Annotated in this window: 12 protein-coding genes; all 12 read left to right on the forward strand. The window is 47.9% G+C overall.

The annotated features are described in order from the left end of the window. Positions 1–24: 24 nt before the first annotated feature. The 12 genes from miaB (at position 25) to GKG41_RS14425 (ending at position 17,340) form a co-directional block, all read left to right on the forward strand. The gene (miaB, locus tag GKG41_RS14370) at positions 25–1,479 is read left to right on the forward strand and encodes a tRNA (N6-isopentenyl adenosine(37)-C2)-methylthiotransferase MiaB (protein ID WP_154259769.1); all 1,455 of its coding nucleotides are present in this window, start codon (positions 25–27) and stop codon (positions 1,477–1,479) included. A 5-nt stretch (positions 1,480–1,484) separates the two neighbouring features. After that, positions 1,485–4,154, forward strand: a complete 2,670-nt coding sequence (gene mutS, locus GKG41_RS14375) for a DNA mismatch repair protein MutS (RefSeq protein WP_243141049.1) — start codon at positions 1,485–1,487, stop codon at positions 4,152–4,154. A gap of 4 nt (positions 4,155–4,158) precedes the next feature. Next, positions 4,159–6,126, forward strand: a complete 1,968-nt coding sequence (mutL, locus tag GKG41_RS14380) for a DNA mismatch repair endonuclease MutL (RefSeq protein ID WP_154259771.1) — start codon at positions 4,159–4,161, stop codon at positions 6,124–6,126. 9 nt (positions 6,127–6,135) lie between these two features. After that, positions 6,136–7,104 (forward strand): tRNA (adenosine(37)-N6)-dimethylallyltransferase MiaA, encoded by a 969-nt coding sequence (gene miaA / locus GKG41_RS14385; RefSeq protein WP_154259773.1) that lies wholly within the window; start codon positions 6,136–6,138, stop codon positions 7,102–7,104. Further along, positions 7,085–8,386, forward strand: coding sequence for a methionine gamma-lyase family protein (locus tag GKG41_RS14390; protein WP_154259775.1), 1,302 nt, complete (start codon positions 7,085–7,087; stop codon positions 8,384–8,386). Before miaA ends, GKG41_RS14390 begins: the two co-directional genes overlap by 20 nt. After that, complete coding sequence (locus GKG41_RS14395) at positions 8,387–9,664, forward strand: NAD(P)/FAD-dependent oxidoreductase (RefSeq protein ID WP_347563365.1); 1,278 nt, start codon at positions 8,387–8,389, stop codon at positions 9,662–9,664. After that, positions 9,661–11,253 (forward strand): FAD-dependent protein, encoded by a 1,593-nt coding sequence (locus GKG41_RS14400; protein WP_154259777.1) that lies wholly within the window; start codon positions 9,661–9,663, stop codon positions 11,251–11,253. The genes GKG41_RS14395 and GKG41_RS14400 overlap by 4 nt, the downstream gene beginning before the upstream one ends. 99 nt (positions 11,254–11,352) lie before the next feature. Next, positions 11,353–12,057 (forward strand): DNA repair protein RadC, encoded by a 705-nt coding sequence (gene radC, locus GKG41_RS14405; protein ID WP_072852814.1) that lies wholly within the window; start codon positions 11,353–11,355, stop codon positions 12,055–12,057. 14 nt (positions 12,058–12,071) lie between these two features. Beyond that, positions 12,072–13,061: a rod shape-determining protein gene (locus GKG41_RS14410; protein WP_154259779.1), complete on the forward strand. Its 990-nt coding sequence runs from the start codon at positions 12,072–12,074 to the stop codon at positions 13,059–13,061. A 16-nt stretch (positions 13,062–13,077) separates the two neighbouring features. Next, on the forward strand, positions 13,078–13,935 hold the full coding sequence (gene mreC / locus GKG41_RS14415) for a rod shape-determining protein MreC (protein WP_154259781.1): 858 nt from the start codon (positions 13,078–13,080) through the stop codon (positions 13,933–13,935). Position 13,936: 1 nt separating this feature from the next. Continuing rightward, positions 13,937–14,464 carry a rod shape-determining protein MreD gene (gene mreD, locus GKG41_RS14420; protein WP_154259783.1) on the forward strand — a complete coding sequence of 176 codons (528 nt, stop codon included), beginning with the start codon at positions 13,937–13,939 and terminating at the stop codon, positions 14,462–14,464. After that, entirely contained in the window at positions 14,449–17,340 is a 2,892-nt protein-coding gene (locus tag GKG41_RS14425) for a penicillin-binding transpeptidase domain-containing protein (RefSeq protein WP_154259785.1), read from the forward strand. Before mreD ends, GKG41_RS14425 begins: the two co-directional genes overlap by 16 nt. Positions 17,341–17,360 lie beyond the last annotated feature (20 nt).

The following is a 17,360-nucleotide window of genomic DNA, read 5'->3' on the forward strand; positions in this document are numbered from 1 at the left end:
GAACACGAAAGAAAGGAAATTATTATGTCAAATATTTCTATGGATACAATAGATATTACAGGGGAAGCCCCCCTGGAAGAACCTCTCAGGCAGTATTATTATATGGCGGCAGCGAAAAAGAAAATCGGGGATGCTTCCAAAAAGCTGGGGCGCCCCCTGACTTTTTGCGTGAATACCTTTGGCTGTCAGATGAATGCCAGGGATTCCGAAAAGCTTGTGGGAGTTCTGGAGGAAATCGGCTATCAGGAGGCAGCTTCGGAGCAGGCTGATTTCGTCATATACAATACCTGTACCGTCCGGGAGAATGCCAATCAGAGAGTCTATGGCCGTCTGGGTTACCTCCACAGTCTGAAAAAAAAGAATCCTCATATGATGATCGCCCTCTGCGGCTGTATGATGCAGGAACCCCATGTGGTTGAAAAATTGAAGAAGAGCTATTCCTTTGTGGATCTTATTTTCGGAACCCATAATATTTACAAATTTCCGGAATTGATTGCCACGGCTCTGGATTCCAAACGAATGGTGATTGATATCTGGAAGGATACGGATCAGATTGTAGAAGATCTGCCCAGTGAGAGAAAATACCCCTTCAAATCAGGGGTCAATATCATGTTCGGCTGCAACAACTTCTGCAGCTACTGCATAGTACCTTATGTCCGGGGACGTGAGCGAAGCAGGAACCCAAGAGATATTATACGGGAAATCGAAGCACTCGCTGCAGACGGTGTGGTAGAGATTATGCTTTTGGGGCAGAATGTGAATTCCTACGGCAAGACACTGGATACTCCCATGACTTTTGCCGCACTTCTCCGGGAGATTGAAAAGGTTGAGGGAATTGAGCGGATTCGTTTTATGACCTCTCATCCAAAGGATCTCTCAGACGAATTGATCCAGGTTATGAAAGAGAGCAAAAAAATTTGTCCTCATCTCCATCTGCCGCTCCAGTCCGGCAGCAGCCGGATTCTGGAAAAGATGAACCGGCATTATACAAAAGAGAGATACCTTCAATTAGTTGATAAAATCAGAGCGGCCGTTCCCAATATATCTCTGACCACAGACATTATCGTGGGCTTTCCCCAGGAGACAGAGGAAGATTTCCTGGAAACGCTGGATGTTATCAGAAAGGTGAGGTATGACAGTGCCTTCACTTTTATCTATTCCAAAAGAACGGGAACTCCTGCGGCTGCTATGGAGGATCAGGTTCCGGAAGAGGTAGTCAAGGAGCGTTTCGACCGTTTGCTGAAAGAAGTGCAGGAAATCTCGCGGGAAACCTCGTCACGGCTGACCGGAACTGTACAGGAGGTTTTAGTTGAAGAAGTAAATGAACATGACAATTCTCTGGTGACGGGGCGGCTGGGAAATAATCTGCTGGTACATTTTCCGGGGGATGCCTCTATGACAGGAAAATTATTCAAGGTTTCTCTGGATGAGTGCAAAGGTTTTTACTATATGGGGACAGCAATAAAAAACGAAGGATAAAACGAATGGAAATAAACAGAGATAAATTATCACCAATGATGCAACACTATTTAATGACAAAGGATGAATATCCGGATTGTATCTTATTTTACCGTCTGGGTGACTTTTATGAGATGTTCTTTGACGATGCACTGACGGTTTCCAGAGAACTGGAACTTACCCTGACAGGTAAAGACTGCGGAATGGAAGAGCGGGCTCCCATGTGCGGAGTTCCTTTTCATGCTGCGGAGACGTATATAAACCGTCTCATTGAAAAGGGATATAAAGCGGCAATCTGTGAACAGGTGGAGGACCCCAGGCAGGCGAAGGGTATGGTAAAGAGGGAAGTGGTGCGGGTAGTCACACCCGGTACGACTCTGAATACCCAGGCCCTGGATGAGACAAAGAACAACTATATCATGTCCCTGGTCTACATTGACGAAATCTTTGGAATTGCCGTGGCGGATGTCACTACAGGGGATTGCTTTCTCACAGAGGTAAATAAATCACGAAAGCTTTTGGATGAGATCAATAAGTTTTCCCCGGCAGAAATCATCTGCAACGAACCATTTTATATGTGCGGGATTGATATACAGGATATGCGGAACCGCCTGGGAATTACCGTATATTCCCTGGATAACTGGTATTTTGACGACGAACTGTGCAGACGGGCCCTGCTGGAGCATTTTCGAGTAAAAACTCTGGAAGGGCTGGGGTTAAAGGATTACGACTGCGGTGTAATTGCGGCTGGCGCTCTGTTTCAGTATCTCACAGAGACCCAGAAGACTTCACTTTCCCACATGACTACTATATCCCCCTATATTACAGACTGCTTTATGCTCATAGACAGTTCCAGCCGGAGAAACCTGGAGCTGGTAGAAACACTCCGGGAAAAGCAGAAAAGAGGTTCTCTCCTCTGGGTACTGGATAAGACAAAAACCGCTATGGGAGCCAGAATGCTCCGCAGCTTCGTAGAACAGCCTCTGATTGAGGAAGAATCCATCAACCGGCGCCTGGACGCCATTGAGGAGCTGAACGAGAAGGCTATCTCCCGTGAGGAAATACGGGAATACCTTGGACCTGTTTACGATCTGGAGCGTCTGGTAAGCCGTGTCAGCTATCAGTCAGCTAACCCCAGGGATCTCATAGCGTTTAAGTCCTCTCTTCAGATGCTCCCTTATATCAGGCAGCTTTTAGGAGAGTTCTCCTGTGGGGAGCTGGTTTCTGTCAGAGAGGAAATGGACGATCTCCAGGATCTCTTTCAGCTCATCGACCGTGCTATTATGGAGGAACCTCCTTTGGCCATGAAAGAGGGGGGAATTATAAAAGAAGGGTATAACGAAGAGGTAGACAAGTTCCGCCGTGCAAAGACGGAAGGAAAAAGTATGCTGGCAGAGCTGGAGACAAAGGAGCGGGAGAGCACCGGTATCAAGAATCTCAAGGTAAAATATAATAAAGTCTTCGGATATTACCTGGAAGTGACAAATTCTTTCCTCTCCATGGTACCCGATTCTTATACAAGAAAGCAGACACTGACAAATGCGGAACGCTTTATCACACCGGAGCTGAAAGAGCTGGAAGATACGATTTTAGGTGCGGAAGATAAGTTATTCGCTCTGGAGTATGAGCTGTTTGCCCAGGTTCGGGAAACTATCGCAAAAGAAGTGCTGCGGATTCAGAAGACAGCCAAGGCCATTGCGCGTCTGGATGTTTTTTCCTCCCTTTCTGTGGTGGCTCAGAGGAACCAGTATATAAGGCCAAAGATTAATACCAAGGGAGTTGTAGACATCAAGGGAGGGCGCCATCCGGTGGTGGAGAAAATGATCTCCAATGATATGTTTATTCCCAATGACACGTATCTGGATAATAATAAGAACAGAGTGTCCGTGATCACAGGTCCCAACATGGCAGGAAAATCTACGTATATGCGGCAGACGGCCTTGATCGTGCTCATGGCACAGGTGGGCTGCTTTGTTCCTGCAAAAGAAGCCAATATAGGAATTGTGGACCGCATCTTTACTAGAGTGGGAGCTTCCGACGATCTGGCAAGCGGACAGAGCACATTCATGGTTGAGATGACAGAGGTCGCCAATATACTGAGAAATGCAACGCCCAAAAGCCTGTTGATTCTGGATGAAATCGGACGGGGCACCAGCACCTTTGACGGTCTCAGCATTGCATGGGCTGTGATTGAACATATCAGCAACCCGAAGCTTCTGGGGGCAAAGACACTATTTGCCACCCATTACCATGAATTAACGGAGCTGGAAGGAAAGCTTTCCGGGGTCAACAATTACTGCATTGCTGTAAAAGAGAAGGGGGACGATATTGTATTCCTCCGCAAGATTGTAAAGGGGGGCGCAGACAAAAGCTACGGCATTCAGGTAGCAAAGCTTGCGGGCGTTCCCGAAACTGTGATTGAGCGGGCAAAGGAACTGGTAGAAGAGCTCAGCGATGCGGATATAACTTCTGCGGTCAAGGAGATTGCAGCGGACTCTGCCCTGACCAGAGGCTCCAGGAAAAAAGCACAGGTTACCTATGACCAGATGGAGCTGGATCAAATCTCTCTTCTGGATACGGTACAGGACAATGATATTCTGGAAGAATTGAAGAACATAGATGTTGGAAACCTGACGCCGATTGATGCTCTGAATACCATCTACCGGCTGCAGACTAAATTAAAGAATCGGTGGTGATACTTTGAGAAAAATAGCAGTACTGGACAAAAGTACGATTGACAAAATTGCTGCCGGGGAGGTCGTGGAGCGTCCTGCCTCGGTAGTTAAGGAGCTGGTGGAAAATGCCATTGATGCAGGGGCCACCGCCGTAACTGTGGAAATAAAAGAAGGGGGTATCTCTTTTATCCGAATCACAGACAATGGAGCGGGTATGGAAAAAGAACAGGTGCCCCTTGCTTTTCTGCGTCATGCCACCAGTAAGATTGCGTCGGCAGAGGATTTGACCCACATATCCTCCCTGGGGTTCCGGGGTGAGGCTCTGTCCAGCATTGCTGCTGTCTCACAGGTTGAGTTAATTACCAAAACCGTCCGGGAGCTGACGGGAACCCGGTATGTCATTGAGGGGGGAGAGGAAAAAACGCTGGAAGAGATCGGGGCGCCCAACGGAACCACCTTTTTAGTGCGCAATCTTTTCTTCAACACTCCCGTGCGGGCCAAATTCCTGAAAAGCCCTGTGACAGAAGCCAATTATGTCAGCAGCTTTATGGAACAGCTGGCTTTGTCCCACAGTGACATCTCTTTTAAGTATATTAGTAACGGACAGACAAAATTACACACTTCAGGAAATAATAATCTAAAAGATGTGATTTATCACATCTACGGGAGAGACATTACCAGGGAGCTTATGGAGATTCGTCATGAGAGGAACGGCCTTGCCATTCAGGGGTATATGGGCAAGCCCTCTGTCTCCAGAGGAAACAGGAATTTTGAAAATTACTATGTCAACGGCCGCTATGTGAAAAGTAAGATTATAATGAAAGCAATAGAAGACGCCTATAAGCCATTTCTCATGCAGCATAAATATCCGTTTGTCTCTCTTCATTTGACTATGGAAGGCGAAGAACTGGATGTTAATGTACATCCCACGAAGATGGAGGTCCGCTTCAGCAGCGGGCAGGAGGTGTATCAGGCTGTATATCAGGCGCTGCTTGAGCAACTGACGCATAAGGAGCTTATTCCGGAGGTGAGTTTTGACCGTTCCAGAGAGAAAAAGGAATTGCCTCCTCCCAAGAGAACCATTCCGGAACCCTTTGAAAAACAGCGGATGGCAGTCCAAACGGCGGTGCAGCCGTCCGGGAATACAGCAAATACAGTGCATCCTTCGGAGCACATCCGGGAGAACACGGAATACTCAGCTGTCCGCCCTCAGACAGGGAACACAGAGGAAAGCCAGAAGGTATTCCGGGAACAGACACCACAGCCGGAGATATCTGTGCCTCTTCAGACTGACGGGGAGGATGCCGGGAAATCCCGGGAAACCGCAGAAATAGAAGAGGCGGGGAAGAAAGACCACGAAGCAGCTCCCGGACAGCTGGAATTATTTGAGGAAAAGCTGCTGTCCCCGTCTGCCAGGTCCCGGCACCGTATCATCGGTCAGTTATTTGATACGTACTGGCTGGTAGAGTATGACAACAAATTCTATATTATTGATCAGCATGCCGCTCACGAAAAAGTGCTGTATGAGCGCATTATGAAGGATTTGCAGAATAAGGAGATACATTCCCAGTACCTGAGTCCGCCTCTTATCATAGAGCTGAGCATCCAGGAAGAGGAACTTTTGCGGGCTAATATGGAGGTTTTCACTTCCTTTGGTTTTGAGATTGAATCCTTTGGGGGGAGAGGCTACAGTATCCGGGCTGTTCCGTCGAATCTTTACGGTGTGGCAGATACAGAACTCTTTCTGGAACTTTTAGACCATCTGGAGGGAGACACCAAGCGTTCCTCCCTGGAACTTCTGACCCACCGGCTGGCAACTATGGCTTGCAAAGCTGCTGTAAAAGGAAACCAGACATTATCCTGCAGCGAGGCAGATCGGCTCATTGAGGAACTTTTGACCCTGGATAATCCGTATCACTGTCCTCATGGAAGGCCGACGATTATTGCCATGACCAAATATGAACTGGAAAAGAAATTTAAACGAATCGTGTAGGTGAAAAGATTGAAGAAACCGCTGATTGTTCTCACAGGCCCCACAGCCGTGGGAAAGACGAAGCTTTCCCTCTCACTGGCGAAAGCTGTAAATGGAGAAATTATATCTGCAGATTCTATGCAGGTTTACAGGTATATGGATATCGGATCTGCCAAGATACATCCGGATGAGATGGAGGGAGTTCCCCATCATCTCATTGATGTGCTGGAGCCCTCCGAGGATTTTAATGTAGTAAGATTTCAGACGATGGCGTTAGAAGCCATGGAGGATATCTACGCAAGGGGAAGACTGCCTGTTCTTACCGGGGGAACTGGATTTTACATCCAGTCTGTAGTGAAGGGGATAGACTTTGCGGAGAACGATGACGATACCGCCTGCCGCCGCAGACTGGAAGCCCTGGCCAACGAGCGGGGAAATGAATACCTTCACAGCTGCCTGTGCCAGGCAGACCCGGTTTCCGGGGCTTCTATACATCCCAACAACAGAAAGCGTGTTATTCGTGCGCTGGAATACTACGAGAAGACCGGCAGGCCCATATCGGCCCACAATGAACAGGAACGGCAGAAGGAGTCACCTTATCAATATGCCTATTTTGTCCTGAACGAAGAGAGAGGCCGCCTTTATGAAAAAATAGAACAACGGATCGATCAGATGATGGAACGGGGGCTTCTGGAGGAAGTGAAAGCGCTCCACCGTATGGGATATACGAAAGATATGGTCTCCATGCAGGGGCTGGGTTACAAAGAGCTTCTGTCATACCTGGACGGCACATGCAGCCTTGAGGAGGCTGTCTATACACTGAAACGGGATACCAGGCATTTTGCCAAGCGGCAGCTTACCTGGTTTCGGCGGGAGCGGGACGTAATATGGCTGGAAAAGGAAGCATTTGACGGAAGAGAGGATAAGATACTGGAGTATATGCTTTCCGTATGCGAAGAGAAAGGAATTTGGAAAAAACATGAGACAGGAAATAGATGAAATATATGAAAAACTGGGAATATCCGGGAAAGTCCGGATGTTCGGACAGAGGACGGAAGCGCTCTTAAGGGAACGGTTCGCAGGCATAGACGAGGTAGCAGAGTATAATCAGATGAAAGTAATATACGCCATGCAGAAAAACCGGGTCAGCGAGGCCTGCCTCTATGCATCCAGCGGATACGGGTATAATGATCTGGGAAGAGATACCCTGGAGTCTGTTTACGCAGATACCTTTCACACGGAATCGGCTTTGGTGCGCCCGCAGATTGCCTGCGGCACCCATGCTCTGGCAGTGGCTCTCTCCGGCAATCTGCGGCCCGGGGATGAACTTTTATCTCCTGTGGGAAAGCCGTATGACACGCTGGAAGAGGTGATTGGGATTCGCCCTTCCCAAGGGTCTTTGGCCGAATACGGGGTCAGCTACCGGCAGACAGAGCTTCTTCCGGACGGAAGCTTTGATTATGAAGCTATCCGGGCTGCCATAAACAGCAGAACAAAGCTTGCCACCATTCAGCGCTCCAAAGGATACCAGACCCGCCCTTCCTTCTCAGTGAATGCAATCGGAGAACTAATTGCTTTTATAAAATCGATAAAACCGGATATTATTTGTATGGTAGACAACTGCTACGGAGAATTTGTGGAAACAAGAGAACCCTCTGATGTGGGGGCGGATCTGATTGTGGGTTCCCTGATCAAGAATCCGGGAGGGGGACTTGCTCCTATCGGTGGGTATATTGCAGGAAAAGCAGAATATGTGGAGAATGCGGCCTACCGCCTCACCTCTCCCGGACTCGGAAAGGAAGTGGGGGCTACACTGGGGGTAAACCAGCCCTTTTATCAGGGTTTTTTTCTTGCCCCTACTGTTGTGGCAGGCGCCCTGAAAGGGGCAGTGTTTGCGGCAAACCTTTACGAGCAGCTGGGGTTTGAGGTCCTTCCAAACGGCAGGGAAAGCCGCCATGATATTATCCAGGCAATTACTTTTCATAAGCCGGAGGGAGTCATCGGTTTCTGCAAAGGAATCCAGGCAGCTGCACCGGTGGACAGCTATGTGGATCCGGAACCCTGGGCCATGCCCGGCTACGACAGCGATGTGATAATGGCTGCCGGGGCATTTGTGCAGGGTTCTTCTATAGAACTCAGTGCGGACGGTCCCATAAAGCCTCCGTACTCCGTCTATTTCCAGGGAGGACTCACCTGGCAGCACGCAAAATTGGGGATTCTAATGTCAGTTCAAAAGCTTCTTGAGGCAGGTGTAGTCTCACTGCCTGAGAACCTGTCCTAGATTCTTTCGTATGAAAGCCCGAAGAAAGGAGAAAACACGTTGAGCAAAAGCATGCATGCGGAGCCGTCCGTTGTTGTTATAGGGGGAGGAGCATCCGGTTTGATGGCGGCTGTTACGGCTGCCCGCAAGGGAGCAAAGGTTACTCTCCTGGAGCATAACGACAGGCTGGGGAAAAAGCTTCTGGCCACTGGTAACGGCAGGTGCAATATGACCAATATCCATCAAAATCCCAGAGCTTACAGAGGATCCCACCCGGAATTTGCCGAACTGGCGTTATCTCATTTTTCAGTGGGAGATACGATTCGGTTTTTCTCACAGCTGGGTATCTACACAAAGAATAAAAATGGCTGGATCTATCCGGCAAGCCTTCAGGCCTCCAGCGTCCTGGAGGTGCTGGAGATGGAAGCCAGGTATCTGAAAGTGAAGTGTAAAACCAGGGAAAACGTAACTGCTGTCCTTCCGGCTGAGGACGGATATCTGGTGGTAACGGACGGCTGGAGCTATCCATGCAGCAAGGTGATACTGGCGTGTGGTTCAAGCGCTTCGGGGATAGAAGGGGCTGACGGCAGAGGTTACTCTCTGGCGGAAAAGCTGGGACTGCGTCTGATACCTCCTCTTCCCGCCCTGGTTCCCCTGCGCTGCAGGGCCAAATCTTCTGCGTACCGGAAATTATTTTCCAGATGGTCCGGGGTGCGCGTGGAGGGCCGGGTAGTTTTAAGAGTCAAGGGAGAGAATTTTCTCAGTGAGACAGGGGAGCTTCAGCTGACCGATTACGGCGTCTCCGGCATCCCTGTTTTTCAGCTGAGCCGATATGCGGTCCGGCTCTTGCAGGAAGGACAGACCCCGGAACTTCTTTTGGATTTCTTCCCTGATTTTTCAAAAAAGCAGCTGGAGAGCTTTCTCAGAAAACGGCAGGAGGACTGTCCGTATAAGACGCTGAAGGAATCCCTTACCGGTCTGTTTCCCAGAAAGCTTATTGAAGTTCTCATGGACGGCTCACCGGATTTGGAGGAATTGGTTTCGCGTATTAAGGAGTATCTTCTTCTTCCAACCGGCGCTGCTTCCCTGGAGCAGGCGCAGGTCTGTTCCGGCGGAGTAGATACCAGTCAGCTGCATCCCGAAAGCATGGAAGCAAAAGAGTATCCCGGACTTTATATCTGCGGCGAGCTTGCAGACGTAGACGGTGCCTGCGGCGGATATAATCTTCAGTGGGCCTGGACCAGCGGTGCCCTGGCAGGAAGAGCAGCAGCCGAAGGGCTGAGAAAGGAGAGTACATGATAGAGATACGTCAGCTGAAGCTTCCTGTCCCTCATACTGAGCAGGAGCTGTTAAAAAAAGCCGCAAAGCTGTTAAAAATCAGTTCGGATCAGATCCTTTCTTATACAATCCGGAAGCAGTCTTTGGATGCCAGAAAAAAGGAGCAGCTGCAGTATGTATATACCATTGATGTTAAAGTAAAAAAAGAACATAAAATTCTTCAAAAGGTTGACAATAAAAATATTACGTTAACCAACAGAATCCGGTATGCGGTACCCCCCAGTGGTACCCTTCCTCTCAGGAACCGACCGGTAATCGCAGGCAGCGGACCTGCGGGACTTTACTGCGGATATCTTCTGGCAAAGCATGGATACCGTCCTTTGATTCTGGAACGGGGAGAGGAGGCTGCCAGACGCCTGGAAAAGGTAACGGCTTTCTGGAACACGGGAAATCTGGATACACAGTCCAACGTACAGTTTGGGGAAGGCGGTGCGGGAACCTTTTCCGACGGAAAGCTGAATACGCTGGTGAAGGATCCCCTGGGAAGAAATCAGAAGGTGCTGGAACTGTTTGTGGAGGCAGGCGCTCCCAGCGAAATCCTTTATCTCCAAAAACCCCATCTGGGTACGGATCTTCTGATTACTATAGTACAGAATATCCGAAGAATGATTGAGGATATGGGGGGAGAATTTCGTTTTTCCTCCCAGCTGACCGGTTTTTCCGCAGAGGGCGGCTGTCTTACGGAAATAGAGGTGAATTACGAAGAATGGATACCGGCAGAGGTGCTGGTTCTTGCTGTAGGACACAGTGCAAGGGACACGTTTTCCATGCTGTACGAGCACGGATTGCAGATGAACGCTAAGTCCTTTGCCGTGGGGGTGCGCATAGAACATCCTCAGGCAATGATAAATAAAGCCCTCTATGGGACAGAGCTGAACCCCTGTCTTGGTGCCGCAAGCTATAAAGTGACCCATCAGCTCTCCGCAGGCAGGGGAGTCTACAGCTTCTGTATGTGTCCCGGAGGCTATGTTGTGAATGCATCCTCGGAGGAAAATCATCTGGCGGTGAACGGTATGAGCTATCACGCCAGAGACGGCAGAAATGCCAACAGCGCAATGATTGTCACAGTTACCCCGGAGGATTACCGGGATTCTCATCCTCTGGCAGGTGTTGCATTTCAGAGAAACTTAGAGTCTGCAGCCTACTCTCTGGGGCAGGGGAAAATTCCGGTGCAGCTGTTTGGGGATTTCAAAAATTCCAGGACCAGCAGCTGTTTGGGGGATATAGAGCCGCAGATAAAAGGAGCGTGGACATTTGGAAATCTGAGAGACATCTTTCCAGCCTGCATCAGCAGTGCTCTGGAATCAGGAATTTTGGCTTTTGAACGGAAGATACCGGGATTTTCACGGCCGGATGCACTTTTAAGCGGAGTGGAAAGCCGAACCTCCTCCCCGGTACGCATCAACAGAAACGAAGAATTTATGAGTAATATCCGTGGAATTTATCCCTGTGGGGAGGGCGCCGGATATGCCGGCGGAATCACTTCAGCTGCTATGGATGGGCTGAAGGTGGGTGAGGCGATTATTAAAAAATTCAGAAATTTAGAGTAAGGCGTATACATTGTTTTTGATCTGTGATACAATAAAATTTGCTTTAAAGCAGGCAGTTTCCTTCCGGACATTTACTTGAAGAGAGTGTAAGGAGGAACTATGCAGGAAGCAACAGGAATACAAGGGATTCCCCCTATGGACAGGCCTTATGAAAAGTGCAGGCGCCTAGGCCCTGCCGCTCTTACGGATGCAGAGCTCTTGGCAATTCTCATCCGAACCGGCTCACAGGGAATCTCATCTATATCACTAGCAACTAAGATATTAAGTCTATCAAAAGATAAAGAGGGTCTCTTAGGAATCCATCAGCTGTCTCATGAAGAACTGATGGATCTCAAAGGGGTTGGCCCCGTGAAGGCACTGCAGATTAAATGTATAGGGGAGCTTTCAAAACGTATTGCCAGTGCGGCGGCCAAAAGGGGACTTTCCTTCCGTACACCCAGTACGATTGCAGACTATTATATGGAACAGCTGCGTCACGAAGAACAGGAACTCATGGTGTGTATGATGTTGGATACCAAAAATCATCTGTTGGGTGAAGAAATTATATCAAAGGGGACAGTCAACGCTTCGCTGGTGTCTCCCAGAGAATTATTTTTGGCAGCACTTAAATTTCATGCTGTCAATATTATTTTAATCCACAATCATCCAAGCGGTGATCCAACGCCCAGTGAGGACGATATTTTACTGACAGAAAAAGTAAGGGGAGCGGGAGAAATCATTGGCATTCACCTTTTAGATCATATTATAATCGGGGACTGCCAGTATATAAGCTTTTGTGAACGGGATATCCTTAAAAAATACTAGAAGGGAAGTATGGTATGCCAATTCATAAAACTTTTGGCGTAGATCTGGGGACAAGCACGATTAAGATCTATTCCGCCCAGAAAGACACTATAACGAAAGAAAAGAACATGATTGCGATTCGAAACGGGGAACAAGTACTGGCTGTGGGAGATGACGCTTATGAAATGTATGAAAAAGCGCCTTCCAACATCTATGTAGAGTCTCCCATGTCTTTCGGTAAAATCGCTAATATAAATCACACAGAAATCGTACTGCAGACACTGCTGCAAAGGGCAGAACACGCCTCTTTGCTGGGCAATACTCTTTTTCTTACAGTTCCTGCAGACATGTCTGAAATCGAAAAAAGAGCCTACTATACCATTGCCAGCGGCAGCCGGAAAAACAATGTGCGTATGGTAGAAAAATCCATAGCAGATGCCATTGCTCTCGGAATCCCCCTGAATCACACGAAAGGATCTATGGTTGTCAATATCGGTGCCCAGAGTACAGAGATTTCTGTGGTGGCAGAAGGTCGGGTTATTTTAAGCAAGATTGTAGAGATAGGCGGCAAACAGCTGAATGAATCCATCTGCAACACAGTGCGCCGCAAATATAACCTACATATTGGCACAAGAACTGCGAAGCGTCTGAAGCTGTCCCTGGGGTATCTGGGTCTGGATAAGAAAGAGGCCCGCAAGATTGTAGGCATAGACAGTCTTTCCGGACTTCCCAGAGAAGGAGTAATCTCATCCAGGGCCGTGCACGAGGCAATTACGGATCTGATCCGGACGGTGGGGGAAGAGATCAAATTTTTTCTGGAACGCACACCTCCTCAGATCTATCATTCCATAATAGAAGAGGGGATTTACCTCACAGGAGGGACTACCCGGATTCCGGACATTGAGTGGTACCTGCGAAGAGTGACCGGTTATAAAATCCATCTTTCGGGCCTTTATGATCTGTGCACCATCTGCGGAGTCAAGGAGATCATTAACAGCCGCTCTTTACAGAAATGGGCAAAATAATAATAGAGGTTTTAGCATGAAGAAGAAACGCAATATTAAAATAAAAAGCAAACATTTAATTGTTATCATGTCACTGGTATGTATCAGTCTGATGCTTCTTACCTTTACAGCAAAACTTCCCACCGGCCCCGTAAAAAGAGTGGCCGGATATATCATTGTTCCCTTCCAGAACGGACTCAATGAGGTGGGGAATCTGCTGTCCGGAGTACAGGACGGCTTTCAGAAAAAGAGCAGGCTGGTAAAAGAGAATAAAAAGCTTCAGGAAAAGGTAGAAGAACTCACCACAGAAAACAGTCAGCTGATCCAGAACCAGTATGAGCTGGAGCGGCTGCAGAAGCTCTATGATCTGGACCAGCAGTACGCAGAATATGATAAAGTAGCTGCTGAGGTAATATCCAAAGATCCGGGAAACTGGTACGATACCTTTGTAATTAATAAGGGAAGCGATGATGGGATCAAAAAGGATATGAATGTAATCACCATCGGCGGTCTTGTGGGAATTGTCACGGAAACTGGATCCAACTGGTCAACGGTACGCTCTATTATTGACGATTCCAGCAATGTCAGCGCCCAGGTGGCGACGACGTCGGATACCTGTACGGTTACCGGCAATTTAAAGCTTATGGATTCCGGGAAACTGGGATTTATCCAGCTGCGGGATGAAGAGGGAAAGGTTCAGGTGGGAGATAAGATCGTCACATCCCAGATAAGCGATAAGTTCTTAAAAGGAATTCTCATCGGATATATCAGTGAGCTGGAGGAGGACTCCAACCACCTGACTTACACAGGAACATTGATCCCGGCAGTGGATTTTGCACATATACAGGAGGTTCTTGTGATTACCGATCTGAAACAGCAGAAAGGGGAGTCCTGATATGAGACGAAGAATCGTAATATTGCTGCTGATCATTGTCAGCTTTATTCTACAATCTACGGTTTTCCAAAGTCTTTCTATCGGCTCTATTGCCCCCAATCTTCTTTTGATTCTTACCGTTTCGTTCGGATTTATGAGAGGAAAAAAGACCGGGCTGTGGACAGGATTTGTCTGCGGCCTGATGATCGATATGTTCTATGGAAACCTGCTGGGCTTCTATGCATTGGTCTATATGACGGCCGGTTATATTACAGGATTTTGTTACAAAATTTATTACGATGAAGATATCAAGGTACCAATGATATTAATAGCCGTCTGTGATATCGGCTATAATCTCATGGTCTACTGCCTGCAGTTTCTGCTGCGGGGACGCATTGACTTTTTTTACTATCTGAGACGAATTATGATACCGGAAATGGTATATACCATTTTAATCACTTTGGTATTCTACCGTATCCTGTACAAAATCAACCACAAATTAGTGGAACTGGAAATGAAAGAGAGAGATTCAACTTGGTTAAGAAAATAAAAAACTTTCTGAAAAAACTATCTGTCCACAGAACAACCGTCCTGATGATTGTCTTTGCCGGTATGTTCTGTATCCTGATTCAGCGGCTGTTTCAGCTGCAGATTCTGAGCGGACAGGAATATGCAGAAAACTTTAACCTGAGAACTACCAAAGAGCTGACTTTGAATGCCACCCGGGGCAATATCTATGACCGAAACGGCAACGTTCTGGCATCGAATAAGCTTTCCTATTCCATTACCCTGGAAGACAACGGAACATATGACAGCACCCGGGAGAAAAATCTTACCCTGAACAGTGTGGCTTATGAAGTACTTCAGATTCTGCATGCGAATGAGAATTCCATTGACCATGATTTCCATATTATATTAGATGAAAACGGAGAATATGCCTTTGATGTCACAGGAACCTCCCTCCAGCGGTTTCGCGCCGATGTGTACGGTCATGCTTCCATTGACGACCTGAAAGAAACAGAGGAAGAGGCTACTCCCAATGAGATTATGGCGTATCTCTCCGGCAATGAACGGTTTGCTCTGACAGACGCCAAGAAGCCCTATACTTCTGAGGAGCTGGCAAAGTTCTCCCTGCCTGAAAGCTTTACCCCACAGGAGACGCTGGATATAGTGACAATACGCTACGCGCTTTCTACCAATAGTTTCCGGAGATATGTTCCGGTTACTATTGCCAGTAACGTGAATGAAAATACGGTGGCCATAATTATGGAAAATAAAGACAGGCTGCAGGGGATTGACATAGCTCAGGACACTATCCGTGCGTATGAAGACAGTATTTACTTTGCGCCTATCATAGGTTATACCGGCAAGGCTTCTACCGAAGAGCTGGACGAGCTGAAGAAGGAGAGCGATAATTATAACAGCACATCAATTATCGGAAAAACCGGGATTGAACAGTATATGGAGACCTATCTTCAGGGCATCAACGGCTCCAGAAAGGTTTATGTGGATAATCTGGGAAAGGTTCTGAAGACAGACGATGACTCTGTGGTAGAGCCGCAGTCCGGCAATGATGTGTATCTCACCATTGACAAAGAACTGCAGATTGCTGCTTATAAAGTACTGGAACAGCACATAGCAGGAATTGTCTCTTCCATGATTCAGAATATAAAGGATTTTGACCGCACCAATGTAGATGACACGGCAACCATCCCCATTCCTATCTATGATGTCTACTTTGCACTGATCAATAACAGCGTAATAGACATCGGGCATTTCACAGAGGAGGGGGCCTCCGAGACAGAACAGGAACTCTATGCCCGTTTTGAGGAAAAGCAGGCAGCTGTCTTTGAATCCATCCGCCAGGAACTGACCGGGGAGGCTCCGGCAGCCTACAAGGATCTGGATAAAGAGATGCAGGAATACATCAGCTACATTGTCAATGAGCTGTTGATGACAAAAACAGGGATCCTGTCTGAGGACGCCATAGACAAGACCGACGCCACCTACATCGCCTGGACCACCGATGAATCGATCAGCCTGCAGGAATACCTTACTTATGCGGCAAGTCAGAACTGGATTGACATTTCCAAAATTTCTACCGAAGGCGCCTACCTGGATTCCAGCGAAGTGTATCATGCGCTGGCTGCATATCTGGAGGAAGCTCTGGCAAAGGATACCGCCTTCAGCAAACTGCTGTATAAATATATGCTTCAGTCAGACACTATATCCGGCAGACAGGTCTGCACGATACTGTATGATCAGGGAGTGCTTTCTACCGATGACAGCGATTACGAGCCTCTGATTTCCGGAAGACTTACGGCCTATGACTTTATGAAAAGCAAAATCAACAAACTGGAGATCACACCGGCGCAGCTGGCTTTGGATCCATGTTCCGGTTCTCTTGTGGCAACAGACCCCAACACAGGTGAGATACTTGCCTGCGTTACTTACCCCGGCTATGACAACAACCGGCTTGCCAACCAGATGGATACCGCGTACTACAATGCCCTGGCTGCTGACCTTTCGCAGCCGTTCTACAACAAAGCCACCCAGCAGCGCACAGCGCCTGGTTCTACCTTTAAGATTGTAACAGCGGTAGCAGGCCTGGAGGAGGGCATTATCACCGATGACTTCGGTGTTGACTGTACCGGAATATTTAATAAAGCAGGATACAGCATCCGGTGCTGGAACCATGGGGGCCACGGCTGGCTGGGATTGCAGTCAGCGATCAAAGAGTCATGTAACGTATTCTTTGATGAAGTGGGATATCGCCTGGGGCTGGACAGTGAAGAAAACTTCTCGGAGAGCCTTGGCCTTGAAAAACTGGAACAGTACGCTTCACTGTTTGACCTGGATAAGAATTCCGGGATCGAGATCTCTGAGGCATCCCCCCAGATTTCCGATAAAAATGCAGTTCCCTCCTATATTGGTCAGGGTACTCACAACTATACAACCTCTCAGCTGGCCCGCTATGTAACAACAATAGCCAACAGCGGCACCAGCTATAATATATCGCTGCTGGATAAAGTAACAGATTCCGATGGGAATGTATTAGAAGACTTTACCCCGGAAGTACAGAGCACCATCGACCTAAGAGACAGCGAGTGGAATACCATTCATGCCGGTATGCGTCAGGTGGTACAGAATAATGAAGCCTTTAACGGCATGAACTACAGTGTTGCCGGTAAGACAGGTACAGCTCAGCAGAGCAAGTCAAGACCCAGCCATGGTCTTTTCATAGGATATGCACCAGTAGAGGAACCTCAGCTTGCCCTTGCGGTCCGTATTGCCAACGGTTATTCTTCGGCAAATGCGGCCTCTGTGGCAAGAGAAGTTATAAGCTACAAATTTGACTTGCAGGATGAAGCTTCACTACTGACAGGTACTGCATCTAGCTATGTAGGTACATCTCAGACCGATTAAAATACGTTGGGAATTAAATT

It is taken from the genome of Lactonifactor sp. BIOML-A5 (genome assembly GCF_009677585.1).
Classification (GTDB): domain Bacteria; phylum Bacillota; class Clostridia; order Lachnospirales; family Lachnospiraceae; genus Lactonifactor.

Bases quoted from the DNA above. Each gene is read 5' to 3' on its own strand.
- miaB (WP_154259769.1), top strand. From the start codon at position 25: ATGTCAAATATTTCTATGGATACAATAGATATTACAGGGGAAGCCCCC.
- mutS (WP_243141049.1), top strand. From the start codon at position 1,485: ATGGAAATAAACAGAGATAAATTATCACCAATGATGCAACACTATTTA.
- GKG41_RS14390 (WP_154259775.1), top strand. From the start codon at position 7,085: ATGAGACAGGAAATAGATGAAATATATGAAAAACTGGGAATATCCGGG.
- GKG41_RS14400 (WP_154259777.1), top strand. From the start codon at position 9,661: ATGATAGAGATACGTCAGCTGAAGCTTCCTGTCCCTCATACTGAGCAG.
- radC (WP_072852814.1), top strand. From the start codon at position 11,353: ATGCAGGAAGCAACAGGAATACAAGGGATTCCCCCTATGGACAGGCCT.
- GKG41_RS14410 (WP_154259779.1), top strand. From the start codon at position 12,072: ATGCCAATTCATAAAACTTTTGGCGTAGATCTGGGGACAAGCACGATT.
- mreC (WP_154259781.1), top strand. From the start codon at position 13,078: ATGAAGAAGAAACGCAATATTAAAATAAAAAGCAAACATTTAATTGTT.
- mreD (WP_154259783.1), top strand. From the start codon at position 13,937: ATGAGACGAAGAATCGTAATATTGCTGCTGATCATTGTCAGCTTTATT.